22 protein-coding genes are annotated in these 22,367 nt (G+C 68.7%); 11 read left to right on the top strand and 11 right to left on the bottom strand.

Going from position 1 to position 22,367, the window contains the following annotated elements:
* Complete coding sequence (locus AW272_RS37760; protein ID WP_066375384.1) at window positions 1-726, top strand: class I SAM-dependent DNA methyltransferase; 726 nt, start codon at window positions 1-3, stop codon at window positions 724-726.
* Here the strand turns inward: AW272_RS37760 and AW272_RS37755 are convergent.
* Window positions 723-1,241 carry a TetR/AcrR family transcriptional regulator gene (locus AW272_RS37755; RefSeq protein ID WP_066375382.1) on the bottom strand — a complete coding sequence of 173 codons (519 nt, stop codon included), beginning with the start codon at window positions 1,239-1,241 and terminating at the stop codon, window positions 723-725. The genes AW272_RS37760 and AW272_RS37755 overlap by 4 nt on opposite strands.
* A 66-nt stretch (window positions 1,242-1,307) precedes the next feature.
* On the opposite strand from AW272_RS37755, the gene AW272_RS37750 reads away from it, so the two are divergent.
* Entirely contained in the window at window positions 1,308-2,468 is a 1,161-nt protein-coding gene (locus AW272_RS37750) for an FAD-dependent monooxygenase (RefSeq protein ID WP_066375376.1), read from the top strand.
* A 4-nt stretch (window positions 2,469-2,472) separates the two neighbouring features.
* Here AW272_RS37750 and AW272_RS37745 read toward each other — a convergent pair whose 3' ends face one another.
* Window positions 2,473-3,039, bottom strand: coding sequence for a hypothetical protein (locus AW272_RS37745; RefSeq protein ID WP_066375374.1), 567 nt, complete (start codon window positions 3,037-3,039; stop codon window positions 2,473-2,475).
* A 126-nt stretch (window positions 3,040-3,165) separates the two neighbouring features.
* Here AW272_RS37745 and AW272_RS37740 point away from each other — a divergent pair, with 126 nt between their 5' ends.
* Together AW272_RS37740 and AW272_RS37735 are read left to right on the top strand one after the other, a co-directional pair.
* Window positions 3,166-3,450 carry a ribbon-helix-helix domain-containing protein gene (locus AW272_RS37740; protein ID WP_066375372.1) on the top strand — a complete coding sequence of 95 codons (285 nt, stop codon included), beginning with the start codon at window positions 3,166-3,168 and terminating at the stop codon, window positions 3,448-3,450.
* Window positions 3,447-3,875, top strand: a complete 429-nt coding sequence (locus AW272_RS37735) for a hypothetical protein (RefSeq protein ID WP_066375369.1) — start codon at window positions 3,447-3,449, stop codon at window positions 3,873-3,875. Before AW272_RS37740 ends, AW272_RS37735 begins: the two co-directional genes overlap by 4 nt.
* A gap of 49 nt (window positions 3,876-3,924) precedes the next feature.
* Here AW272_RS37735 and AW272_RS37730 read toward each other — a convergent pair whose 3' ends face one another.
* On the bottom strand, window positions 3,925-6,642 hold the full coding sequence (locus AW272_RS37730; RefSeq protein WP_066375362.1) for a discoidin domain-containing protein: 2,718 nt from the start codon (window positions 6,640-6,642) through the stop codon (window positions 3,925-3,927).
* Between the two features lie 377 nt (window positions 6,643-7,019).
* Between AW272_RS37730 and AW272_RS37725 the strand changes: the two genes are divergently transcribed.
* Window positions 7,020-9,599 (top strand): glycoside hydrolase family 3 protein, encoded by a 2,580-nt coding sequence (locus AW272_RS37725; RefSeq protein ID WP_066375360.1) that lies wholly within the window; start codon window positions 7,020-7,022, stop codon window positions 9,597-9,599.
* A gap of 157 nt (window positions 9,600-9,756) precedes the next feature.
* Here the strand turns inward: AW272_RS37725 and AW272_RS37720 are convergent, their stop codons facing one another.
* Window positions 9,757-10,530, bottom strand: a complete 774-nt coding sequence (locus AW272_RS37720) for a hypothetical protein (protein ID WP_157519235.1) — start codon at window positions 10,528-10,530, stop codon at window positions 9,757-9,759.
* Between the two features lie 154 nt (window positions 10,531-10,684).
* Here AW272_RS37720 and AW272_RS42865 point away from each other — a divergent pair, with 154 nt between their 5' ends.
* From AW272_RS42865 to AW272_RS37710, 3 genes are all read left to right on the top strand, one after another.
* Window positions 10,685-10,846, top strand: a complete 162-nt coding sequence (locus AW272_RS42865) for a hypothetical protein (protein ID WP_157519233.1) — start codon at window positions 10,685-10,687, stop codon at window positions 10,844-10,846.
* A 68-nt stretch (window positions 10,847-10,914) separates the two neighbouring features.
* Window positions 10,915-11,661 (top strand): NAD(P)H-binding protein, encoded by a 747-nt coding sequence (locus AW272_RS37715; protein WP_066375356.1) that lies wholly within the window; start codon window positions 10,915-10,917, stop codon window positions 11,659-11,661.
* Between the two features lie 61 nt (window positions 11,662-11,722).
* Complete coding sequence (locus AW272_RS37710; RefSeq protein WP_066375354.1) at window positions 11,723-12,055, top strand: DUF1877 family protein; 333 nt, start codon at window positions 11,723-11,725, stop codon at window positions 12,053-12,055.
* A gap of 137 nt (window positions 12,056-12,192) precedes the next feature.
* Here AW272_RS37710 and AW272_RS37705 read toward each other — a convergent pair whose 3' ends face one another.
* Window positions 12,193-13,041, bottom strand: coding sequence for a 3-methyladenine DNA glycosylase (locus tag AW272_RS37705; RefSeq protein WP_245657923.1), 849 nt, complete (start codon window positions 13,039-13,041; stop codon window positions 12,193-12,195).
* A gap of 10 nt (window positions 13,042-13,051) precedes the next feature.
* Between AW272_RS37705 and AW272_RS37700 the strand changes: the two genes are divergently transcribed.
* Complete coding sequence (locus AW272_RS37700; protein WP_066375343.1) at window positions 13,052-13,765, top strand: SDR family NAD(P)-dependent oxidoreductase; 714 nt, start codon at window positions 13,052-13,054, stop codon at window positions 13,763-13,765.
* On the opposite strand, the gene AW272_RS37695 is transcribed toward AW272_RS37700, so the two are convergent.
* The 4 genes from AW272_RS37695 to AW272_RS37680 form a co-directional block, all read right to left on the bottom strand.
* Window positions 13,766-14,341 (bottom strand): putative glycolipid-binding domain-containing protein, encoded by a 576-nt coding sequence (locus tag AW272_RS37695; protein WP_066375335.1) that lies wholly within the window; start codon window positions 14,339-14,341, stop codon window positions 13,766-13,768. It lies immediately after the preceding gene.
* Window positions 14,342-14,358: 17 nt separating this feature from the next.
* Window positions 14,359-14,925, bottom strand: coding sequence for an SRPBCC domain-containing protein (locus AW272_RS37690; RefSeq protein WP_066375333.1), 567 nt, complete (start codon window positions 14,923-14,925; stop codon window positions 14,359-14,361).
* The gene (locus AW272_RS37685) at window positions 14,922-15,245 is read right to left on the bottom strand and encodes an ArsR/SmtB family transcription factor (protein ID WP_066375331.1); all 324 of its coding nucleotides are present in this window, start codon (window positions 15,243-15,245) and stop codon (window positions 14,922-14,924) included. Before AW272_RS37685 ends, AW272_RS37690 begins: the two co-directional genes overlap by 4 nt.
* A gap of 213 nt (window positions 15,246-15,458) precedes the next feature.
* The gene (locus AW272_RS37680) at window positions 15,459-18,644 is read right to left on the bottom strand and encodes an amidase family protein (RefSeq protein WP_169807713.1); all 3,186 of its coding nucleotides are present in this window, start codon (window positions 18,642-18,644) and stop codon (window positions 15,459-15,461) included.
* 156 nt (window positions 18,645-18,800) lie between these two features.
* On the opposite strand from AW272_RS37680, the gene AW272_RS37675 reads away from it, so the two are divergent.
* The gene (locus AW272_RS37675; protein WP_066375325.1) at window positions 18,801-19,358 is read left to right on the top strand and encodes an NUDIX domain-containing protein; all 558 of its coding nucleotides are present in this window, start codon (window positions 18,801-18,803) and stop codon (window positions 19,356-19,358) included.
* Here the strand turns inward: AW272_RS37675 and AW272_RS37670 are convergent.
* Window positions 19,344-21,185, bottom strand: a complete 1,842-nt coding sequence (locus AW272_RS37670; RefSeq protein ID WP_066375322.1) for an acetate--CoA ligase — start codon at window positions 21,183-21,185, stop codon at window positions 19,344-19,346. The genes AW272_RS37675 and AW272_RS37670 overlap by 15 nt on opposite strands.
* Window positions 21,186-21,218: 33 nt before the next feature.
* Between AW272_RS37670 and AW272_RS37665 the strand changes: the two genes are divergently transcribed.
* Complete coding sequence (locus AW272_RS37665) at window positions 21,219-21,971, top strand: inositol monophosphatase family protein (protein WP_066375320.1); 753 nt, start codon at window positions 21,219-21,221, stop codon at window positions 21,969-21,971.
* A 5-nt stretch (window positions 21,972-21,976) separates the two neighbouring features.
* Here the strand turns inward: AW272_RS37665 and AW272_RS37660 are convergent, their stop codons facing one another.
* Window positions 21,977-22,324, bottom strand: a complete 348-nt coding sequence (locus tag AW272_RS37660; RefSeq protein ID WP_157519231.1) for a hypothetical protein — start codon at window positions 22,322-22,324, stop codon at window positions 21,977-21,979.
* Window positions 22,325-22,367 lie beyond the last annotated feature (43 nt).

Below are 22,367 nucleotides of genomic sequence, written 5' to 3'. Positions count from 1 at the left end.
ATGGACGGCTACTTCGGCGAGGACGTCGCCGCGCGGTACGACGATCCCGCCAGCCAGATGTTCCAGGCCGAGACGGTCGACCGGACGGCCGGCGTGCTGGCCGAACTGGCCGCCGGCGGCCGGGCGCTGGAGTTCGCGATCGGCACCGGCCGCATCGCGCTCCCGCTGGCGGCGCGAGGTGTCGACGTACAGGGAATCGATCTTTCGCGGGCCATGGTGGCCAAGATGCGGGAGAAACCCGGCGGCGACCTGCCCGTGGCCTTCGGCGACTTCGCCACCACCCGGGTCGAGGGGGAGTTCGCGCTCGTCTACCTCGTCTTCAACACGATCATGAACCTGACCACGCAGGACGCGCAGGTCGACTGCTTCGGCAACGCCGCCGCCCACCTCGCGCCCGGCGGGGCGTTCGTCGTCGAGGTGATGGTGCCGCAGCTGCGCCTGCTCCCGCCCGGCCAGACGGCCGTCCCCTTCAGCGTCGCCCCCGACCGCATCGCCTACGACGTCTACGACCTGGCCACCCAGGCGATGAGCAGCAACTACGTCGAACCGGCCGGCGACGCCCACGTGTTCCGGAGCATCCCGTTCCGCTACGCCTGGCCGTCGGAACTCGACCTGATGGCCCGCCTGGCCGGAATGACCCTGACGGACCGCTGGGCCGACTGGTCGAAGGAGCCGTTCACGGGCGAGAGCGAGCGGCACGTCTCGGTCTGGCGCAGGCCCGTCTAGAGTGCCCGCACCGCCGCGCCCACGGCGGCCTCTTTGACCTGCTCATAGGGCTCCTGGGCGAACCGCACCACCGTGTCGGACAGCCCGCCGACCGCGACCGTGGCGCGCACCTGCGCGTCGAGCGGCGGTTCCGGTCCCATCAGGAGCGTGGTGAGCCCGTCGCGGACGGCCAGCATCCGGGCGATCAGGTCGAGTTCGTGCAGTACGGCCAGGTCGGACAGGATCGTCACCAGCACGTCGCGCCGCCGCCAGGCCATGTCGAAGTAGGCCGCCAGCAACTCCTCCGGCGCGGCCCCCACCTGCTCGGCGAGGAACGCCTCCAGTTCGTCGAACAGCGGCAGCACGATCGTGCGCAGCAGGTCGCCGCGCGAGGCGAAGTGGTAGTAGAGCGCCGGTTTCGTGATCCCGAGCCGGTCGGCGATGTGCTGCAGGCTGGTGTCGCGCACCCCTCGTTCGAGGAAGAGCTCCCTGGCCGCGGCGAGGATGCGGTCTCGGGTGTCGGTCGGCCTCGCCATGGAACTCAGCCTGACTTACCATCCGTTAGGTAAGCAACTTACCTTCCGTTCAGTAAGGAGCTTTCCATGCGCATCCTGATCTCCGGCGCCAGCGTGGCGGGCCCGCTCACCGCTTACTGGCTCTCTCGGTACGGCCATGCGGTCACCGTCGTGGAGAAGGCCCCCGAGCTGCGCAAAGCAGGCGGCCACGCGGTCGACCTCTTCAGCCCCGCGGTCGAGATCGCCCGCCGGACAGGTGTCCTCGACCAGATCAAGGACCGCCGCACCCACGTCGACCTGCTGTCGTTCCGCCGCCCCGGCGACCCCCGCCCGGCCGAGCTTCGCACCGACAGACTGATCGGCGACCACGTCGAGATCATGCGCGACGACCTCAGCGAGATCCTCTACGAAGCGGGCCGCGACCACGTCGACTACGTCTTCGGCGATTCGATCGCCGCCGTCGACGGCCGTTCTGTGACCTTCGAGAAGCGTCCACCCGAGGAGTTCGACCTGGTCATCGGGGCCGACGGGCTGCATTCCAACGTGCGGAGACTGGTCTTCGGCCCGGTGCCCGACCATTGGATCGGCGCCTACATCGCGGTGATGACCCTCACCGACCACCCGGGCCCGCCCGGCCGCGTCGACGGCGTCGTCGACGTGAACCGGATGGCCGCGATCTACCACGACCCCGCGAACGCGCGGGGCCTGTTCCTGTTCCGGACCCCCGCTCCGGTCGACTACCACCACCGGGATGTGGAACGGCAGAAGTCGCTGGTACGCGACCATTTCGCCGACCTCGGCCACGAGGTGCCGTGGCTTCTCGACCGCCTCGGCACCACCCCCGCCTTCTACTTCGACGCGGTGACCCAGTTACGCATGGACACCTGGTCGAAAGGCCGGGTGACCCTGGTCGGCGACGCGGGTTACTGCCCCGGCCCGGCTGTGGGAGGCAGCACCAGCCTGGCCATGGTCGGGGCGTATGTGCTGGCCGGCGAACTCTCGCGCTTCGCCGACCCTGCCCACGCCTTCGCCTCCTATGAGGGGGAGCTGGCGGAATACGTCCGGAGAAGTCGAACCTTCGCGATCGGCGCGGCCAGAAGACTGGTCCCCGGAAGCGAACGGGCCCTCCGGACGACGGTGTACGGAACGCGGCTGCTCAACCGCCTCCCCGGGCCATTGGTCCGGCTGCTGACGGCGTCGAGCGTGGGCTCACGCGTGCACACGTCGTATCGGCTCAAGGACTACTGATCGACTAGAAGCGGCGGCACTGGTCTTCCTTGTTGCCGCCTGCCTTGTTCCCCTTGCCGGTCGGGCGAGGCGAGTTCTCCTTGCACTGAAGGTTGCCCTTCATCGTGTTGCGGTTGATCTGCGCGCCGCCCTTGTTCCCGACGACCTGGATCGAACCGCCGACGCGGTTGGAGTCGACCTTCAGGTAGCGGCGGTTGGCGTCGAGCTGGATGTCGGAGTCGACCCGCGACGACGTGACGGTGGCGGCGCCACCCTGCTTGACCTGGACACTGCCCTTGACGTGAGACCCGGCGAGAACACTGACGGCCTTGGCGTTCTCGGCCTGGACGTTGCCCTCGACCCTGACGCCCCGCGCGATGAGCGTCGCGCCCCTCTCCACCTTGAGCGTGCCCTTGACCTTGGTACCGGTCAGCCTGCACGTGGCCCCCGCCGGCACCCGCAGGTTGTCGACGGTGACGGCCCGCAAGGACTTCCGGCACGACCGCTCATCGGCGACCGCCGGCGAGACGAGCCCGACACCCCCGAGCAGCGCACCCAGGACGACCCCACCCAGCAGGACCTTCTTGTTCATAGGAACCCCTCCCCAGCGAAAGCGGGTGACTCGCCCGCCTGAGAAGAGCTTCAAGGCCGGGCGTGAGGGCCGGATGAGCCGTCGATGAGCGGCTTCTCATCCGACGGCGGCAGGTAGGATAAAAGTATGATCGAAGGTAAGAAGAAGATCAGCGTGACTCTGGACCACGATCTGGCCACCTTCGCCGACCGGCTCGTCGAGAGCGGTTACGCCGCCTCGGTGTCGGCGGTCGTCACCGCTGCGATGGAGTCGCTGCACGCCCGCGACGTCGCCGCTCGCGCTGCCTGGCAGGCCAAGCTTGATGAGGCGGACGAGAACCCCGCCATCGCGGCGAGGGTCGAGCGGATGAAGGCCCACATCGCCCGCCAGCTCAGAGACAAGGGCCTCGCCGCCCCCGGCGGTGCCGCGTGAGCCACGTCCCGACACCGCTGATTCTCGACACCAGCACGATCGAGGAGCTGGTCCGAGGGGATGTCGGGCTGATCAAACTGCTCCAGGGATACGACGCGATCGGCCAGCCTCTCGTCGTGCCGGTTCTCGCGATGGCAGGTGTCGCGAACGCCTTACCAGGTGACGTCAGTGCGCAGGCGCTGCTCGGCGGTCTCGCCCGGCTGAGCCATGTCACGGTCGCGCCCCTCAACGGCGTCGACCAGGCGGTCATGCTCGCCAACGTGATGAACCAGACCGGGCTCGCACCGTGGGACGCGCATGTGGCGGCCATCGCGGATGCGAGCGTCTGCCCGATCCTCACGATCTCCGCCGCCAAATGGGAAGGCCCCTCGGCCGCGCTGGACAACCCTCTGCACGTCATCGAGATCGCCGACCCGGACGAATGACACGGAAAAGCCCGGCGCCGGCCGCGCCGGGCTTCTCCGGTTCAGCTGGTCACTGGGCGGGCGTGAACGTGTAGGTCGCGCCCTTCGCGGCGTTGATGCGCAGGGTCGCCTTGCCTGCGCCGACGTTGCTCGTCGTGCCGTTGTCGGCGGCGACGTTGACCTTCGTGCCCGTCCACGGGTTCTTGATCTCGAAGACGCCGCCCTGCTCGCTCTTCACGGTGATGTACTCCACCGCGTCGCCGGTCCGGGAGGCGCTGACGAGGAGGCCGCCCTCGTCGCGCAGGTTGTGGAAGGCCCCGCTCTTGCCGGTGGGCCACACCGGGAAGACCTGGACCAGGCCGTCCCAGCTCTGCAGGAGCATGTTGTTCAGCGCCTCGACGGCGCCGGCCTTCTCCAGGCCGTGATTGCCGTCGGCGATGCGGAGGTTGGCCACCGATCGCTGGTTGATCTGCTGCTTGAGGCGGTCGATGATCGTCTGGGCCGGGTAGCCGACCCGGGCGGCCTGGGTGAAGACCTTCGGGAAGCTGTTCTCCTGGCCCCAGGCGTTCATCGCGTTGATGGTGTCGATCGCGGTCTGCCGCTCACTCAGAGGGGAGCCGATGCCGATCTGCCTGCCAGGCGCGATGAACTCCAGGTTGACGGTGTTGTCACCGGGGCGGATCGGGCGGTTGTCGCTGACCGTGCCGGGCTCGCCGAGGGCGTACACCGTCTTGCCCTGATAAACGGTCGTCGGGGCCGCGGGCAGGTTGCGGAGGATCTTGCCCCAGACCCAGCGGTGGTCGGCGTCGACGCCCAGCTGGGTGCTGGTGTCCTCCAGCGTGGTGAGCAGGAGCTTCAGCATGCCGAGGTCGGCGCTGGGGTTCTTGGCCCAGGTGATCTCGTGGGGGCCGCCCCAGAAGGAACCGTCTTCTTCGACCCAGTTCTCGAAGAACGCGGCGACTTCCTTCATGAAGGGGTAGCCGGTCTCGCGGAGCCACTGCTCGTCGCGGGTGTGGTTCCAGTATTCGATGTGCTGGGTCACCGTGAACAGGGCGTTGGCGACCTGGTTGTGGTAGTTGTCGTCGCTGACCGTGCCGAACGGGCTGATGCCGACCGGGAACAGCAGGCCGCTCTTGACGCCGCCGCTCGGGAAGCGCGCGTCGACGTAGTCGGGCTTCACCCGGCGCAGGTCCTCGGCGGCGCGGCGGCGGGCCTCGGGCACGAAGGCGTCGACCGCGTCGAAGTAGGGGAGCGCCAGCTCCGGCCTGTTGGAGCTGTAGACGCCGTAGTAGTTGGCCTGCCAGTTGTAGTTGAGGTGGAAGTCGCCGCCCCACTGCGGGAAGTCGGTGGTGGCCCAGATCCCATACAGGCCGGAAGCGGTCTTGCCCTCGCGGAGCGAGCTGCCGAGGAAGTACAGGGAGCTGTAGTAGAAGCGCTCCAGCACGTCGTCGTCGAGGTCGACGTAGGAGCGCAGCCAGTAGTTCTTCCACCAGTCGAGGTGCTCGGAGTAGAGCTGGTCGACCGACGCCGCCGTCTGCGCTGCGGCCAGACCCACAGCGGCCGGACCCGGGTCGGCCGGGTTGACGCCGCCGCCGGTCACCGCGGTGACGACGTCGACGGTCTCGCCGGGGGCGATCTCGAAGTTGATGCGGCCGTTCGAGACGGTGGAGCCGCCGCCGATGACGCGGGTGGCCAGTGCCGCCCGTGAGACGCCACGGGGGCTCGAAGGGGTCTGGCGGGTGGCCCACAGGGTGTCGCCCTGGACTCCCGAGGTCTGCACCATGCCGCCGCGCGCGTCGGGGGTGCCGGCGACGGTCTGGGCGCGCAGCCTGACCGGCGTGTCGCCCTGCGAGGTGATGGAGGTGACGACCACGTTGCTGTCGGCGCCGGTGAAGGTCTTCATCGTGACGGGCACGCCGTTGATCTGCATGGACGTGTCCACGTCGCCCTTGAGGACGTTCTGTACCTCCAGGAAGGCGCCGGTGGGCTGGGTGGGGCCCTCGGTGTCGTACAGCTCGAAGGCGCCGACGCGGGCGCGCGGGTTGTTGAGCGAGTCGGCGGTGGTGCCCTGGGTCGGCTCGGTCAGGTTGAGGCGCAGGTAGCGGGCGGTCACCGGGGCGATGGTGCGGTCGCTCGTGGCGGCGGTGTTGCCGGTGACGGTGTCGATCGTCGTCCAGGTCTGGCCGTCGGTGCCGGCTTCGACGGTCCAGTTCTTGGCGTTGTTGGCGGCCTCGCCGGGGCGGGCGGCCTGGTCGTGCTTGAGGATGTAGCGGCGGAAGGTCTTCGCCGAGCCCAGGTCGAGGCGCAGCCACTGGGGCTTGCCCACCTCGGAGACCCAGCCCTCATATCCGGAACCCCAGGCACCCGACACGGCCCGCGAAGGCGGGAACGACGGGTGGCTGCCGGACGCCGTCGCGGTCGACCCCAGCGCCAGGTTGGTGGCCGTGATCGTGGTGTCGGCCGAGATGGAGACGTTGCCGAGGGCCACCAGGGAGGGGCTGCCTGCGGACGTCCAGAAGTCGCCCTTGGAGATGTAGAAGGTCTTGCTTCCCTGGCCGCCGCCGCTGGTCACGCCGATGTCGCCGTTCCCGAGGAGGGCGGTGTCGGGCATGGTGCGGCTGACCGCGCCGGAGTAGGTCTGGGTCGTCCAGCGGCCCTTGACCGCGCCGACGAGCTGCTGGATCTCAGCCCACTGCTGGTCGGCGGTCGGGACCGCCGCGTTCGCGGGGAGTGCCGTCAGAAGGGAAGCGGCGACCGCTGCCGCCAGGATGCCTCGGGTTGTTCTCATGGGGGGTGCCTTTCTGCCCCTGCCTGAGCAGGCAAAATACCTCGGACGGCCTGGGTCGGACCGTCGAGATAACGTTATCTCGGAACGATAGAACGTTTCCGGCGGGTTTCTGAAGATGGACGTCCATAACAGGTTCATCACGTGTCCCGGCGGCCCATCGACTCCCGATACTTTCGCCGATGTCAGCCCGACCTGCTGGAGAACGCTCTCCCAACGACTTAATTCATGTCATGTGGTTGCCTTGATCAAGGCGATGTGCTGCGAATATCGCTTGAGAGAGCGCTCTTGTGAGTGTATTGACTCGATCCAGTAACACGGTCAGGATTCGGCGTGTGCAGCCCTCAATACGAAAGCGACGCATCGCCGTCCTCAGTGGTTTGTCCCTGCTGTTAAGTGCCGTCGTCGCCTCTCCGGCGCCCGCGACGGCCGCCGAGCCTCCCGTCGCCGGGCAGCCCGCCCTTGAGAACGGGTGCGCGAAGATCGAGGACACCCTCCCGGCCTACAGCGACTGGCCCAAGGTCGAGAGCAAGATCGAGAAGGACCCGGCCATCGAGCGGAAGGTCGCCCGGCTCGTCGCCGACATGACCCTCGCCGAGAAGGTCGGCCAGATGACCCAGCCCGAGATCAACGCGATCACGCCGTCCGAGGTGAAGGAGTACTTCATCGGCTCGGTCCTGAACGGCGGCGGCTCCTGGCCCGGCGGGAACAAGCACGCCACGGTGGCCAGCTGGCTCGGCCTCGCCGACGCCTACTACGACGCCTCCGTGACGACCCGGACGAAGGTCCCGGTGATCTGGGGCATCGACGCCGTCCACGGCAACAACAACGTGTCCGACGCGACGATCTTCCCGCACAACATCGGCCTGGGCGCCGCCGCCGACCCGTGCCTGATCCGCAAGATCAGCGAGGCGACCGCCGAACAGCTCCGCGTGACCGGCCAGGACTGGGCCTTCGCGCCCACACTCGCCGTCGTCCGCGACGACCGCTGGGGCCGGACGTACGAGGGCTACGCCGAAGACCCCAACATCACCCGGGCGTACGGATACGAAGCCGTCCAGGGACTCCAGGACTCCAACTGGCGCCGCCTCGGCAACCGGGGCGTCATCGCCACGGCGAAGCACTTCATCGGCGACGGCGGCACCCGCAACGGCGCCGACCAGGGCGTGAACCCGTCGTCGGAAGCCGAGATGATCAACCTCCACGGCCAGGGCTACTACGGCGCGCTGGCGGCCGGGGCCCAGTCGGTGATGGTGTCGTTCAACAGCTGGACGAATGAAGAACTCGGTATCAACGAGGGCAAACTGCACGGCAGCAAGAAGGCCATCACCGACATCCTCAAGGGCAAGATGGGCTTCGACGGCCTGGTCGTGTCCGACTGGAACGGCATCGGCCAGGTGGCCGGCTGCAACAACGCGAGCTGCGCGCAGGCCATCAACGCCGGCATGGACATCGTGATGGTGCCGAACGAGTGGAAGGCGTTCATCACCAACACCATCGCCCAGGTCGAGTCGGGCGAGATCGCGATGTCCCGCATCGACGACGCGGTGACCCGCATCCTGCGCGTGAAGTACCGCGCGGGCATCTTCGACGGCCGCCGCCCCTCCGACCGCGTGCTGGCGGGCGACGAGTCGCGCCTCGACGCGGAGAAGCTGGCCCGCGAGGCGGTCCGGAAGTCGCAGGTCCTGCTCAAGAACAACGGCAACGTGCTGCCGCTGGCCCGCGACTCCAAGGTGCTGGTCGTCGGCAAGACCGCCGACAGCCTGCAGAACCAGACCGGCGGATGGTCGCTGACCTGGCAGGGAACCGGCAACACCAACGCCGACTTCCCCGATGGCACCTCGATCCTGACCGGCCTCCGCGAGGCCCTCGGCACCGCCAATGTGACCTTCAGCGAGACCGCCGACGGGGTCGACCCGTCGCAGTTCGACGCCGTCATCGCCGTCATCGGCGAGACCCCCTACGCCGAGGGCGTCGGCGACCTGACCCGCCGGACCCTGGAAGCGGCCAAGCTCTACCCCGGTGACCTGGCCGTTCTCGACAAGGTGGCCGGCAAGGGCGCTCCCGTGGTGACCCTCTACGTCACCGGCCGTCCCCTGTACGTCAACAAGGAGCTCAACCGCTCCGACGCCTTCGTGGCGTCGTGGCTGCCCGGCACCGAGGGCGGCGGCGTGGCCGACGTGCTGTTCGGGCGCTACGACTTCACCGGCAAACTGTCCTACTCGTGGCCCAAGAGCGCCTGCCAGTCGCCGCTGAACCCGGGCGACCCCGGCTACGACCCGCTGTTCGCGGTCGGATACGGCCTCAAGAACGGCCAGCCCTCGAACGTCGGCCAGCTCGACGAGACCTCGCACGAGTTCCCGTCGTGCACCTCCACGGGCGGCGGCGGCACCGCCACCGAGGACCTGGAGATCTTCGTCCGGACCGACGTCGACCCGTACCGCAGCTTCATCGGCTCGCCCGAGAACTGGGGCGGCACCCAGATCGGCCCCGACGGGGCGGCGTCCCACGCCGAGATCAACACCGTCCCGGCCGACGTGAACCTGCAGGGCGACGCGCTGAAGGTGACCTGGACGGGCACCGGCCCCGGCCAGGTGTATTACCAGAACCCTGCGGGCGGTTCTGACCAGCGGGGATACCTGAACGCGAACGCCGCGCTGGTGTTCGACACCATCGTCCATTCGGCGCCCGCCGCGCGGACCGTGATCAGCGCGCACTGCGTGTACCCGTGCTTCGCCGAGGTCGTCGCGACGAACCTGTTCACCGGGCTGGCCGGTGACGGGAAGTCGACGGTGAAGATCCCGGTGTCGTGCTTCAACAACGGTCTCGACTTCGAGAACGTGAACACCCCGTTCCTCGTCTACACGGAAGGGGCGTTCTCGGCGTCGTTCGCGAACGTGCGTTGGGTACCCCAGGCGGCCGACGACCCGGACGCACTGGCGTGTTCTGACCTGACATAGGCGTTAATCGGAGTAGTCGCCGGGCCGGTCATTTTCGACCGGCCCGGTTTCTCTTTTGATCCAGGGGCCGCGTGTCCATTGATGTCCCGCTCATGTTCTTTTCTTTACGGCTCCCGCACCCCCCGCAACGCCACGACCAGCGGAGATCACCGCAACATCAGACGCGACGACGAAGCGACAGTCCCGTGAGGGCGGCGGCGAGCACCGTGACGCCGATGAGCACCACGGCCCGCCCGTCGGGCCCCGCCGAACCACCGCCACCCGTGGCGACGCCGCCGTCCGGGGTCTCCATGTCCGTCTCGTCGTCGACGATCGTCTCGTCCTCTTCAGGCTCCGCGGTGACCGTCTCCGTTGTGGTGGTGGTCGGCTCCGGAGTCGGCGTGGGGGTCTCGTCGGTGCCGGATTCGGTGACGATGAGCTCATATGTCGTGAGAGCGTCGCTGTTCTGCGGCTCGCAGTCGATCAGCCGGTCATTTGGGGTGGTGCCGAAGGTGATGTCGCCGGGGCGCACGGTTCCGGTGCCGGCCGTGCGGGGGGTCGAGCGGACCGCGGTGGTGTTGGCCGGGAGGGTGACGGTGTTCCCCGCCGTCACGGGACCGACGACGTCGCCCACTCCGGTGCCCGAGGTCAGGTTCGACGGGAAACCGCTGATCGAGACGTAGGCGTACATCTTCGCGGTGGCGGGGAGGGCCGCGGTGGCCTGGATCGCCGTGGAGTCGGCGTAGGTGGCGCGGTGGGTGATGGAGAACTGTTCGTCGGGGTGCGCGGTGGCCGGCATGGTGAGCTCGACCTTGATCTGGACCGTCTGCGGGGTGCCGTCCTTCGGAGTGCACGTGTATTCGACGATGTCGGTGGCCGCGTGAGCGGTCGGGCTGAGCGACATCAGGCCCATCAGGCCGATCAATGCTTGTAACGCTCGTCGCTTGCGCACCGTCACTCCTCATTTCCGCCAAGGCGTATAAGAGACGGCTCGGTTCGCCCCGTGGTTGACGGTGACTCCTGAATTGTCATGTGGCACAAGAGTTCTGTCGGTGGTGGTCGCTAGCGTTCGGGAGTTCGAATTGCGGCGAGGTTGAGGAGACGCGGTGAGCCTGGACTGGTCCGACATGGCGTGGGATGCGTGGGACGACTACCAGAGCGGCCACGCCGAAGCCTTCTGCTGCGGCTACGCCGGCCTCCGCCCGACCGACACCCGGCCCGTCGAAGGGCCGCCCGACTTCTGGCTGCGCCTGCCTCCCACCAGCTGAAAACCGGTGGCGTCCAGTGCGGGAGGCCGATTCACTGTGCGACGGGTTTCCGCACCACGAGGAGTTTCATGTACGCAGTCACCGCCGCCACCGGCAATCTCGGCCGCCTGGTCCTCGACCGGCTCAAGGGTGACGTGGTCGCCGTCGTGCGTGATCCGTCCCGCGTCCCATCGGGCGTCGAGGCGCGGCACGGCGACTACGACGACCCGATCAGCCTCCGGGCCGCCTTCGCCGGGGTCGAGCGCCTGTTGCTGATCTCCTCCTCGGAACTCGACACCGCCCGCCGGATCACCCAGCACCGCAACGCCGTCGACGCCGCCGTGGCGGCGGGCGTGACCGCGATCGTCTACACGAGCTTCCTGAACGCCGACACCGTCGCGACCGGGATGACCGAGGGCCACCACGCCACCGAACAGGCGATCTTCGAAAGCGGCCTGGCCCACACGATCCTGCGCAACCCCTTCTACGGCGAGGCCTTCCTGCCCCAGGTCACCGACGGCGTCATCCGCAGCAGTACCGGCGGCCGTGGCCTGAACACCGCCTTCCGCGACGACCTGGCCCAAGCGGCAGCCAACGCCCTGACCGGCGACGACCACCTGGGCCGTGCCTACGACCTGACGGGCCCGCTGTGGAGCTGCCCCGAGGTCGCCGACGCCCTGGGCGTGGCCTACGAAGAGGTGCCCGACGCGGCCCCCGGACCGATGGCCTGGCTCAACGGCCTGGTCCGCGCGGGCGCTCTGGAACGCCAGACCCCAGACCTGGAAATCCTGCTCGGCCGCCCGGCCGAAAGGGTGATCGCGCGACTGAAGGGCTGAGCTCCGGAAGTGGTTCGGGCCACTCCGCCGACAGGCGCGCGTTCTTCTAGGGTGCGGTGTCGTGGGAGTCATCAACGCCTATGTCAGCGTCCCGGCCGACTGGCTCGACGCCGAGACGCCGGAACCGGAGCCCGGGTTCGACATCGACAAGGCCGGTGACGAGCTCGCCGACCTGCTGGCCGACGCGCCCTTCGACATCATCGACGGTGACCGGCTCACCGCCGCCGAGGTCAGGGCCTCGGCCGACTACCTGGCCGCCACCCCGTGGGAGTCCCTTGCCCACGACCTGCCGGACGACGAGGCCGACTACGTCCGCGACCACTACGAACGTCTCAGGGCGTTCTTCGCGCACGCGGCCGAGTCGGGGCATGCCGTGGTGATCGTCCAGAGCTGAGTCATATCGTCGTGCCCCATGAGCACCCCCCTCATCATCGGCCTGGCCGCCACGCTCGTCAGGAACCCCGTCTACACGGCGGGCAGGGTCCCCGCCGCGACCTGCCGGCAACACCTGGACCGTCTCGGCCCAGCGGATCAGATGAGGCGGTCGCACCAGGCGAGGAGTTCGGCCCGCAACGGGGCCGCCCGAGCGGCGAACTCGCGCTGCGCGGCGGCGTAGACGGTCCGGCCCTCGGCGGTCTCGATCGGGATCGGGTCGTAGCCGAGGTGCCGGAGGTCATAGGGGCTGGCGCGCATGTCGACCGCCCGGACGTCGCGGGCCAGCGCGAAGCAGTCGGCCACCAGTTCGCTGGGGACCAGCGGTGAGAGTTTGACCGCCCACTTGTAGAGGTCCATGTTCGCGTGCAGGCAGCCGGGCTGCTCCGTCACGGGCTGGAGTTCTCGGGTCAGCACCGCCGTGTTCAGGGGGCGGGCCGGTTCGGTGAAGAAGCGGAACGCGTCGAAATGGGTGCACTTCAGCGGCCGTTCCTCGACCGCCGCCGCGACCTGCTCGGAGGAGAGGCGCAGCGGCTGGGAGGCGTGCCGGATGTCGTCGGTCCGGTAGACCATGGCCCACTCGTGCATGCCGAAGCAGCCGAACTGCCCGGCCCGGGAGGCCGTGCGCCGGAGCAGGTCGGCGATCCAGGCGATCGACTCCGACCTCCGGCCGATCAGCTCCTGAAGATCGAGGATCTGGCCGCCGGAGGCGGGGACGTAGCCGGTGCCGAAATCCGAGGCCCCTTCCAGCACGGTGAACGCGCCCGGATGCCAGCGCCGCAACCGGCTCGGCCGGTAGCCGTAGTAGCTGAACAGGAAGTCTTCGACCGGATGCGTCTGGGATCGCCGGCGGCGTTCGAGATGGGGCTCGATCCATACGTCCACCCGCGCGTGGTGAGCTTCCCGGCGGGCCCGCCACTCTCGTTCGTCCAGACTTCTCACGGGCATCATGCTAGACATGCGACGTACCTATGTGGTCACCGGAGGAGGCCGTGGGATCGGTCGGGCCATCGCCGAGCGGCTGTCTCGCGACGGTCAGGTGGTGGTGGTCGATCTCGATCCGGGGCCGGTGGGCATTCCGGTCAAGGGCGACGTCTCCGACCCGGCGGTCGCCGAACACGCCGCTGATCTGGCCGAGGAGAACGGCGATCTCGTCGGCTGGGTCAACAATGCGGCGATATTTCGCGACGTGTCCCTTCACGACGCCCCGCCGCACGAGGTCATCGACGCCATCGGGCTCAACCTCAACCCCGTGATCACCGGTTGTGCCACGGCGGTCAGAAGATTCCTGGCCAGGAGCGAGGGATCGATCGTCAACGTCTCCTCGCACCAGGCGCAGCGGCCGGTCAGGGGAGCCATGGCCTACGCGACCGCCAAGGCCGCCACCGAAGGACTCACCAAGGCGCTCGCCGTCGACTACGGGCCACACGGCGTCAGGGTCAACGCCGTCGCGCTGGGTTCGGTCTGGACCGAGCGCTACGCCGCGTACACGAACGACCTGGTGGAGGAGGAGATGCGCCGCCTCCACCCGATCGGCCGCGTCGGGCGCCCGGAGGAGGTGGCCGACACGGTCGCCTACCTGCTCTCCGACGCCGCCTCGTTCGTCAGTGGCGCCGTCATCCCCGTGGACGGCGGCCGCGCGGCCCTCGGCCACGACCCCGAGGCACGATGATCACCCGAGGATCGACGCGTCTCTGATCGCGATGCCCGGATAGTTCACAACCAGGCCGGACGGGTCGTAGTCGAGGCGGCAGAACGTGCCGAACGCGGGTGAGGCGTAGTCGAAGGACAGATCCCCGGTCCGGGTGTAGTGCTGCTCCAGCCGTTCGACCCGCAGGTCGACGGCCCGGACGTACACGGCCGGTGCGTCGAAGGCCGGCAGGTCCTCCCGGTGCACGGGGAAGGCGTTGGTCATCGCCGACGACTCGAGATCGACGTCGTGGACGCCGTCGAGGAAGGGCTGCGGTTCCCCGTTCACCGTCCAGTGGCCGGCGCCGTCGCTCTCGATCAGAAGAACGTTCTCTCCGGCCGGTGTCCGGTTGCGGATGCGGGCGACGCGGGTGCGCCACGACGGGTCGAGGGTGATGTCGTACTCGACGTGCCAGGGCTCGCCGTCCTCGACGGCCGAGGTGGAGCCGTGAGCGCGGACGCCCTCGCGCGAGACGGTGAAGAAGACGACCTCGAATCCGTTCCGCGCGTCGACGTGCCGCCAGGCCGCCGCCGCTGGGGGGTTCTCGAAAATGCTCATGGTTCCACTCTGGCCGCTTACTCCTGCGCGACGTACTGCTGAACGGCCATCTGCCGGGCCGTCTCGATCTCCTCCGCCGTCGCCGTTCCCGACGTCTCGACGGCCGCGACCCACGCCGCCACCGTGGCCCGGCCGTATTCGGGGGTGACCTGGCCCTGCGCCTCCTTGCCGTCGAGGAAGAGCTCCAGTGCGAGGTAGGCCTCGTCCCAGCCCGGCCCGACCCACAGCGCGCCCGCGCCGCTCTGGGCCATCGCGACCGGGACCGTGTGGGTCAGCTCCAGCGTCGTCGACTCCTCGCGGGCGGACAGTCTGACCGTCACGACGCTGGTCTCGCCGCCGTAGGTGAACTGCAGGAACGGCTTCTCGCAGGCCAGGATCGCGCCGCCCGCGCCGCCCTCGGTGGTGAACGTGCCGCCCGCCCGGAGGTCGCCGCTGACCGGGAGGAACCAGCGCTTGAGGCGTTCGGGGTCGGTCAGGGCGTCCCAGACGTCGTCGACGGGGGAGCCGAAGTCGCGGCGCAGGACGACGGCCACGGTCTCGTCGTCGCGGGTGACCTCGCGGGAGGTCCAGGCTATGTCGATCATTTCTTCCTCCTCGTACGGGCCAGCTCGGTCTCCAGCGCGTCGAGGCGCTGCGACCAGAACCGGCGGAATCGGTCGAGCCACACGTCGACCTCATTGAGCGGGGTGGAGTCCACGACGTAGAGGCGTCGGGTGCCCTCGGCGCGCACGGTCGCGAAGCCGGTCTCGCGCAGCACCCGCAGGTGCTGGGCCACGGCCGAATGCGAGATCCCGAACTCGGCGCGCACGGCCGAGGTGATCGCGCCCGAGCCCTGCTCACCCTCGCTGAGCAGCTCGAGGATACGGCGGCGCACGGGATCGCCCAACACGTCGAAGGCGTTCACGTGCCCGACTATGTCAGGATGAACTTATATAAGTCAAGGCCGACATAGGGAGCGACCGCGTGATGGTGCGGGCGGTCCCGCTCTCACATACGAGTTCTTTACGGCTCCGCCCACCCTGAGACCGGGGCGACCCCGGCCCAAGTCGAGCAGGTCGTACACGCGCACGAAAAAGGGCCCGCGTGGGAGCCGCGGGCCCTTTTCGGTTACTGGTGGTTATCCCTTGAAGCGAGGAGCGAAGCGGTCGCCCGTCACGCAGTACTCGCCGGTGAAGAAGGTGCTCTCCGGCACGCAGCGCCACATGCTGGGGTTGGTGTAGCTGGGGGCCAGGCGGTCGTCGATCGCCTGCTCCAGCGCGTAGCCGCCCGCCAGCAGCTTCGCCTCGGAGAAGGCGCCGCCGATGAGGGTCACACCGATGGGGTTGCGGCCCGAGGAGCTGGCCTGCGCGCCATACCCGGCGGGGATGGTGAGCGCGGGGTAGCCGGCGCGGTCGGCGTAGCCGATCACGTTGCTGCCGCTCGGGACCAGGATCAGGTCGTAGCCGCTCAGGACGGTGTCCAGGACGGCCTTGTTGGCGGCCTTGCCGTTCGCCAGGTCGGCCTGGTACTTCGCCGAGACGGCGGGGTCGGCCAGGTCGATCGCCTGGGCGGCCAGCAGTTGACCCTGCTGGTACTTCAGGCCCTCGACCGGGTTGGCGATGTTGTAGTCGATGATGCTCTGCAGCGTCGTGCCGGGCTTGGTCGTGGCCAGGTAGGCGTTCAGGTCACGCTTGAACTCGGTGGCGACGATGCTGTCGGTCGCGGCCGGGGTGGCGACCGAGACCTGGGTGACGGTCGCGCCGAGGCCCTGCAGCTTGGCGATCGCGTCCTGGTAGGGCGCGCTCGTGCTGGAGACCACGGCGATCTTCTTGCCGGCGAGGGCGTCGGCCTTCAGATCCTTGGTGTAGTCGACCGGGGTGGCCGGGTCGGCGATCACGTTGAGGATCGTCGCGGCGTCGCCGACGCTGCGGGTGATCGGGCCGGGGGCGTCCTGCGACTTGGCCACAGGGAGCACACCGGTGGTGCTGACCAGTCCGACGGTCGGCTTGAGGCCCACCACGCCGGCCGCGTCGGCCGGGGCGAGGAGCTGCGCCGAGTCGAGCGAGGTCTCCGAGCCGATCGTGATCGCGGCCAGGCCGGAGGCGGTGGCCGCCGCGGCGCCGGCCGACGAACCCGCGGGGGTCTTGTCGGTGTCGTTCGGGAGCAGGACCTGGCCGCCGAGCGAGGAGTAGCCCTTCGGCAGGTTGGCGTCGAAGACGCCGTTCAGCTCGGTGACGTTGGTCTTGCCGAGCACGATCGCGCCGGCGGCCTTCAGCTTGGCCACGATGGCCGAGTCGGCGGCGGGCTTGGTGCCCTGGAGGGCGATCGAGCCACCGGTGGTCGACAGCGACTTGGCGTCGATGGTGTCGTTGACCAGCACCGGCAGGCCCCAGAGGGCGGGACGCAGCGGGCGCGTGTCGTTCGGGCTGGTGGGCTCGCCGGTGCGGTACTTCCACCGCTCCTGGTCGAGCTTGCGGGCTTCCTTGATCGCGTCGGCGTTGATCTCGCGGACGGCCTGGGTGGCCGGGCCCTCGGCGTTGGTCAGCGCGATGCGGTCGAGGTAGGCGCGGGTGAGCTCCTCGGCGGAGACCTCGTCCTTGTTCAGCTTCTGGATCAGGCTCTGCGCGGTCTCGGTCTCCAGGGAGAAGCCGAGGGCGCGGGAGTCGTAGCCGGTCACCTTGAGGACGGCGTCGTAGTCGGGGTTGCAGCCGCCACGCCCGGCGAACGGCGGAGCCGGGGTCGTCTTCGCGCAGCGGTACATGCTCGGGTTGACCAGCGACGCCGGCTGACGGAGCTTGGTCGACTGCTCGATGACGTACGCGACGCCGAGCAGGTCGAACTCGTCGTAGGCGCCACCGTGGATCTGGACGCTCTGGGCGCGCCGCTGGGTCGCGGTGTAGCCCATCGGGATCGTGATCGACGGGTAACCGGCCTGCGGGGCGCTCGGCGCGCTGCCCAGGATGGCGATCACCGGGTCGGCCGGCGACGCCGGGTTCGAGTCGGTGTAGGTCATCATGTCGTCGATGCCCTTGTGCCAGGCGGCCTTACGGATCGCAAGGTTCGTCCGGTACGCCTGCTCGTTCGCCCCACCCGGGGTCACGTCCGACAGCGACGAGTTCAGGTGGTTGCTGTTGCCGAACTTGAGCGCCTGGTGCGCCTCGGCCTGGTTGACCTGCACCTCTTCGAGCAGCGAGTTGATCGGCGCCTGCGGGCCGAGCCGCTCGTAGTAGGAGTCGATGCTCTTGTGCTGCTCATAGCCGCTGGGCAGCGCGGGCAGCGAGGGGAGCGTCGACTGCGGGCGGGGCACCAGGATGGCGCCGGCGGCCACGAGGGCGTCGTACGCGATCTTGAGCGGGCTGCCCTCGGTGAGGTTGCCGTTGTACCCGATCTTCTTGCCCGCGACGAAACCGAGGTCGATGGCCTTGGTGTAGTCGGGCAGCGTCGTCGGGATCGCGGGGATGATGCCCTTCGCGATGTAGTCGTCGCCGAACATGGCCTTGTAACCGGCGTCGGCCACCGGGTCGGGCCCGGCGATCGAGGCCAGCGTCAGCGCGGCGTCGGAGACGGTGCGCACCATCGGGCCCGCGATGTCCTGCGAGGCCGAGATGGGCGCGATGCCGTAGCCGGGGACGAGCCCGACGGTCGGCCGCAGACCCACGAGGCTGTTCGCGCCCGAGGGCGAGATGATCGAGCCGGAGGTCTCGGTGCCGATGCCCAGCGTCGACAGCGCAGCGGCCATGGCCGAGCCGGTGCCCGACGAAGAACCCGAGGGGTTCTGGTCGGCGTCGATGCCGTTGAGGACCTGACCGCCGTAGTTCCCGAAGCCAGAGGGCTGGCTGCCGAAACTGTTGGCGAACTCCGACAGCCCCAGCTTGCCGAGGATGACGACGCCGCTCGCCTTCAGCTTCTTGGTGATGCCGGCGTCGGTGGCCGGATAGGACTCGCGCAGCGACCAGTTGTTCGCCGTCGTGTGCATGCCTTCGACGTCGATCAGGTCCTTGAGCAGGATCGGCAGACCCATGGCCGGGCCGAGCGACTTGCCCTTCTTGCGCAGGCGGTCGTACGCCTCGGCTTCCTTTAACGCGTTCGGGTTGAGGTCGGTGACCGCGTTCAGACCGGGACCGCGCTTGTTCAGAGCTTCGATCCGGGCGATGTACGCCTTGGTCAGCTCGACCGACGTCAGCTTGCCGGCGGCCATGAGGGAGATGGCCTCGGCACCGGTCAGCGTCTCAAGGTCGAGTTCGACCTTCGCGCTGGCCTGCTGCGGTTGGAGGGTGACGAGAGTGAGGGAGAGTGAAACGAGGGAGATCAGGACTTTGCGCACCAAGTGCTCCTTGAGGAACCAGGTAATGCGCGTGACGCTATAGATCATCCGTTACGGTGATATGTCATATATGTTCCCTGGGAGAAACCTCCCGTACTGACTGGTTTATTAGGCATCGGAAGAGATGGAACCTTCCATCGGGTTACCGTGAGGATCATGGATGCCCACCAGCAGGAACGGCTGTCGAGCGGTGTGATCACCACGGTCTCCAGCCGGGAGGTCTACACCAACCCCTGGATGACCGTCCGGGAGGACGAGATCGTCCACCCCGACGGCACACCTGGTCTCTACGGCTACGTCCAGCGGGCCGATTTCGTGCTCGTCATCCCCGAGGAGAACGACGGCTTCCACCTGGTCGAGGAGTATCGCTATCCGATCGGGCGCCGGTCGTGGAGCTTCCCGCAGGGCTCGGCGAAGGTGCCCGATCGCGAGGACGAGGCCCGCACCGAACTCGCGGAGGAGACCGGGCTGCGGGCCGAGAGCATGCGTTTCCTGGCCCGGCTCGACAACTCCCACGGCCTGAGCGACCAGTCGATGCACGCCTTCGTGGCGACCGGTCTGACCCGGGGCGACACCGCCCGCGAGGTCACCGAACAGGACATGCGTCAGCAGTGGGTGTCACGTGCGGATTTCGAGCAGATGATCCGGCGCGGCGAGATTACGGACTCCTCATCGGTGGCGGCTTACGGTCTATATCGGCTACTCGGGTCGTAGCACCGCGCGCAGGTTCTCCAGGGTCGCCGGGTCTTCGATCGTCGAGGGCACCGGTTCGTCGCGGCCGTCGGCGATGGCCCGCATCGAGCGGCGCAGGATCTTCCCCGACCGGGTCTTCGGCAGGGCCGGCACGATCGCCACGTCGCGGAACGCCGCCACCGGGCCGATCTCCCGCCGGACCGCGTGGACCAGGTCGTCGTGGAGCCGTCCCGGCGAGATGTCGGCGCCCGCCTTCAGCACGACCAGCCCAAGCGGGACCTGGCCCTTCACCGGATCGGCCACCCCGATCACCGCGCATTCGGCCACGGCGGGGTGGGCGGCCAGGACCGTCTCCATGGTGCCGGTCGAGAGACGGTGGCCCGCCACGTTGATCACGTCGTCGGTGCGGCCCATGACGTAGAGGTAGCCGTCGTCGTCGAAGAAGCCGCCGTCGCCGGTCAGGTAGTGGCCGGGGTAGCGGGTCAGGTATTCGCGAATGTAGCGCTCGTCGTCGTGCCACAGCGTCGGCAGCGATCCCGGTGGCAGGGGGAGTTTGAGGGTGATCGCGCCGTCGTCCTGGATCTGGACGTCCCAGCCCGGCAGCGGGACCGTCGCCGAGCCCGGCTTGGTCGGCATGGGGTCGAGGCCGCGCGGGTTGGCGGCGATGGGCCAGCCGGTCTCGGTCTGCCACCAGTGGTCGACGACCGGGACGCCCAGGTGGTCGTGGGCCCAGTGGTAGGTGTCGGGGTCGAGCCGTTCCCCGGCCAGATAGAGGGCGCGGAAGGTCTTCAGGTCGCCGATCATCGTGCCGTCGGGGTCGACGCGTTTGATCGCCCGTAGCGCGGTGGGCGCGGTGAACAACGTGACCACGCCGTGCTCGGCGATGACCCGCCAGAAGGCACCGGCGTCGGGGGTCGCGACGGGCTTGCCCTCGTACAGGATGGTGGTGGCGCCGATGAGAAGCGGCGCGTACACGATGTAACTGTGCCCGACCACCCACCCGACATCTGAAGCCGTCCACCAGACCTCGCCCGGCGCGACGCCGTAGACGTTCAGCATCGACCAGGCCAGCGCGACCGCGTGCCCGCCGGTGTCGCGCACGACGCCCTTCGGCCGCCCGGTGGTGCCCGAGGTGTACAGGATGTAGAGCGGATCGGTCGCCTTCATCGTCACCGGCTCGGCCGGGCTCGCGGTGGACATCAGCTGCGTCCAGTCGACGTCGCGTTCGTCCATGCGGGCGACCCCCTGGTCGCGCTGGAGCATCACGATGACCTCGGGCCGGTGCCGCGCCAGTCGCAGGGCCTCGTCGATGATGGGCCGATATTCGACGGTACGGTTCGGCTCAAGCCCACACGAAGCGGCCACGATGGCCTTGGGCGCGGCGTCGTCGATGCGGGCGGCCAGCTCACGCGGCGCGAACCCGCCGAACACGACCGAGTGCACCGCGCCGATCCGCGCGCACGCCAGCATCGCGATCACGGCCTCGGGGATCATCGGCATGTAGACGACGACCCGATCGCCCTTTCCGACGCCGAGCGACCTGAGCCCACCCGCGAACCGCGCGACCTCGTCGAGCAGCTTGCCGTACGTGTACCGCCGCACCCCACCCGTCATCGCGCTGTCCCAGATGAGCGCGGTCTGCTCACCCCGTCCCGTGGCGACGTGCCGGTCGAGGCAGTTGTACGCGGTGTTCAGCTCCGCATCGGGATACCACCGATAGAGCGGAGCGGCGGAGTCGTCGAGCGCCCGCGAGGGCGGCGTCACCCAGTCGACGGCCCTGGCGGCCTCCAGCCAGAACGCCTCCGGGTCGGCCAGGCTCCGCCGGTACACGTCTCGATAGTCGCCCATGACGTCACATTACGCGCCGATCATCATGGACTCATGACCCTCTCCGATGCAGAAGTCGCCGTCACCGCCGCAGAGGCCGGCGCCGCCGTGGTCCGCTCCTACTACGGCAAGCCAGTGCCCAGATACGACAAATCCTCCGTCGACTTCGCGACAGTGGCCGACCTGGAAGCGGAACAGGCCATCCTGGACGTCATCCGCGACCACCGCCCCGACGACGCCTTCCTGGGTGAGGAAGGCGGCCTGATCGGCTCGTCGGACCGGGTCTGGCTGGTCGACCCCCTGTGCGGAACCCTGAACTTCGCCGCCCAGACCCCGCTGATCGCCGTCAACGTGGCCCTGCGCTCTCACGGCCAGGACGTGGCCGCCGCAGCGGCCGACCCGATCAGCGGCGAGGTCTTCTGGACTGATGGTGCGCGGGCTTACCTGGGGGGCGACCCGCTCACGCCGTCACCGGACTCCAAGCTGGTCGACCTGAACATGGATCCGCCCTTCGCCGGCCTGCTGGGCGTGTTCACGGCGCCAGGCTTCGGCGAGCGCTTCGGCCCCCGGGTCCTGTCGACCACGTTGGCGTTGGCGTGGGTGGCGGCCGGGCGGCGAGCGGCGTATCTGAGCGACGGGGACAAGCGGGACAGCGTGCATTTCGCGGCCGGTCTGGCGGTGTGCCGCGCCGCCGGGTGCGTGGTGACAAGCCTCAACGGCGAGCCGTTCGAGACGGGGGAGGGACTGCTGGTCTCAGCCGACCGGGACACACACGAGACGCTGCTCAAGATGATCCGCGCAGCGTGACGGCGTCACGGCCGATCGCGTATGGGCATGAGGGCGAGCGCCTGCCGGGCGAGCTCCCGGGTTCTGGCCCAGCCGGGATTCGTTTTCAGGGCCTCTTCGGTCCAGGCGTCTTCGCCCTCGTCGGTGAGGTTGTCCAGCAGGCGGTCGATGGCGGCGAGGACGGCGTCGAGTTCGGCGGAGATCCAGCCCTCGTCACGTGACCACCAGGCCGCGCCGTAGAAGTTCTCGTAGTCGAGAGCGAGTTCGTCGACCGGCAGCTGCCGGTTCAGCCAGGTGATCTGCTCGTCCGCTATCCAGGCCAGCTGCTGAACGCTGGCTCGCAGCATGGAGTAGTTTCCGTGAGCTTCTTCCATGATCACCTCAGCACGACATGACCGTCCGACGGGGGAATGGCCC

It is taken from the genome of Herbidospora mongoliensis, assembly GCF_001570545.1.
In the GTDB taxonomy this organism is placed as follows: Bacteria; Actinomycetota; Actinomycetes; order Streptosporangiales; family Streptosporangiaceae; genus Herbidospora; species Herbidospora mongoliensis.
This window is presented reverse-complemented; position numbering and strand designations above follow the sequence as displayed.

Coding starts and splice junctions, on each gene's coding strand:
- AW272_RS37745 (WP_066375374.1), bottom strand. CDS start 3,039: ATGAACAAGAAGGTCCTGCTGGGTGGGGTCGTCCTGGGTGCGCTGCTC.
- AW272_RS37670 (WP_066375322.1), bottom strand. CDS start 21,185: ATGGGCGACTATCGAGACGTGTACCGGCGGAGCCTGGCCGACCCGGAG.
- AW272_RS37660 (WP_157519231.1), bottom strand. CDS start 22,324: ATGGAAGAAGCTCACGGAAACTACTCCATGCTGCGAGCCAGCGTTCAG.
- AW272_RS37730 (WP_066375362.1), bottom strand. CDS start 6,642: ATGAGAACAACCCGAGGCATCCTGGCGGCAGCGGTCGCCGCTTCCCTT.
- AW272_RS37695 (WP_066375335.1), bottom strand. CDS start 14,341: ATGAGCATTTTCGAGAACCCCCCAGCGGCGGCGGCCTGGCGGCACGTC.
- AW272_RS37715 (WP_066375356.1), top strand. CDS start 10,915: ATGTACGCAGTCACCGCCGCCACCGGCAATCTCGGCCGCCTGGTCCTC.
- AW272_RS37740 (WP_066375372.1), top strand. CDS start 3,166: ATGATCGAAGGTAAGAAGAAGATCAGCGTGACTCTGGACCACGATCTG.
- AW272_RS37755 (WP_066375382.1), bottom strand. CDS start 1,241: ATGGCGAGGCCGACCGACACCCGAGACCGCATCCTCGCCGCGGCCAGG.
- AW272_RS37665 (WP_066375320.1), top strand. CDS start 21,219: ATGACCCTCTCCGATGCAGAAGTCGCCGTCACCGCCGCAGAGGCCGGC.
- AW272_RS37675 (WP_066375325.1), top strand. CDS start 18,801: ATGGATGCCCACCAGCAGGAACGGCTGTCGAGCGGTGTGATCACCACG.
- AW272_RS37690 (WP_066375333.1), bottom strand. CDS start 14,925: ATGATCGACATAGCCTGGACCTCCCGCGAGGTCACCCGCGACGACGAG.
- AW272_RS37705 (WP_245657923.1), bottom strand. CDS start 13,041: ATGCCCGTGAGAAGTCTGGACGAACGAGAGTGGCGGGCCCGCCGGGAA.
- AW272_RS37760 (WP_066375384.1), top strand. CDS start 1: ATGGACGGCTACTTCGGCGAGGACGTCGCCGCGCGGTACGACGATCCC.
- AW272_RS37700 (WP_066375343.1), top strand. CDS start 13,052: ATGCGACGTACCTATGTGGTCACCGGAGGAGGCCGTGGGATCGGTCGG.
- AW272_RS37750 (WP_066375376.1), top strand. CDS start 1,308: ATGCGCATCCTGATCTCCGGCGCCAGCGTGGCGGGCCCGCTCACCGCT.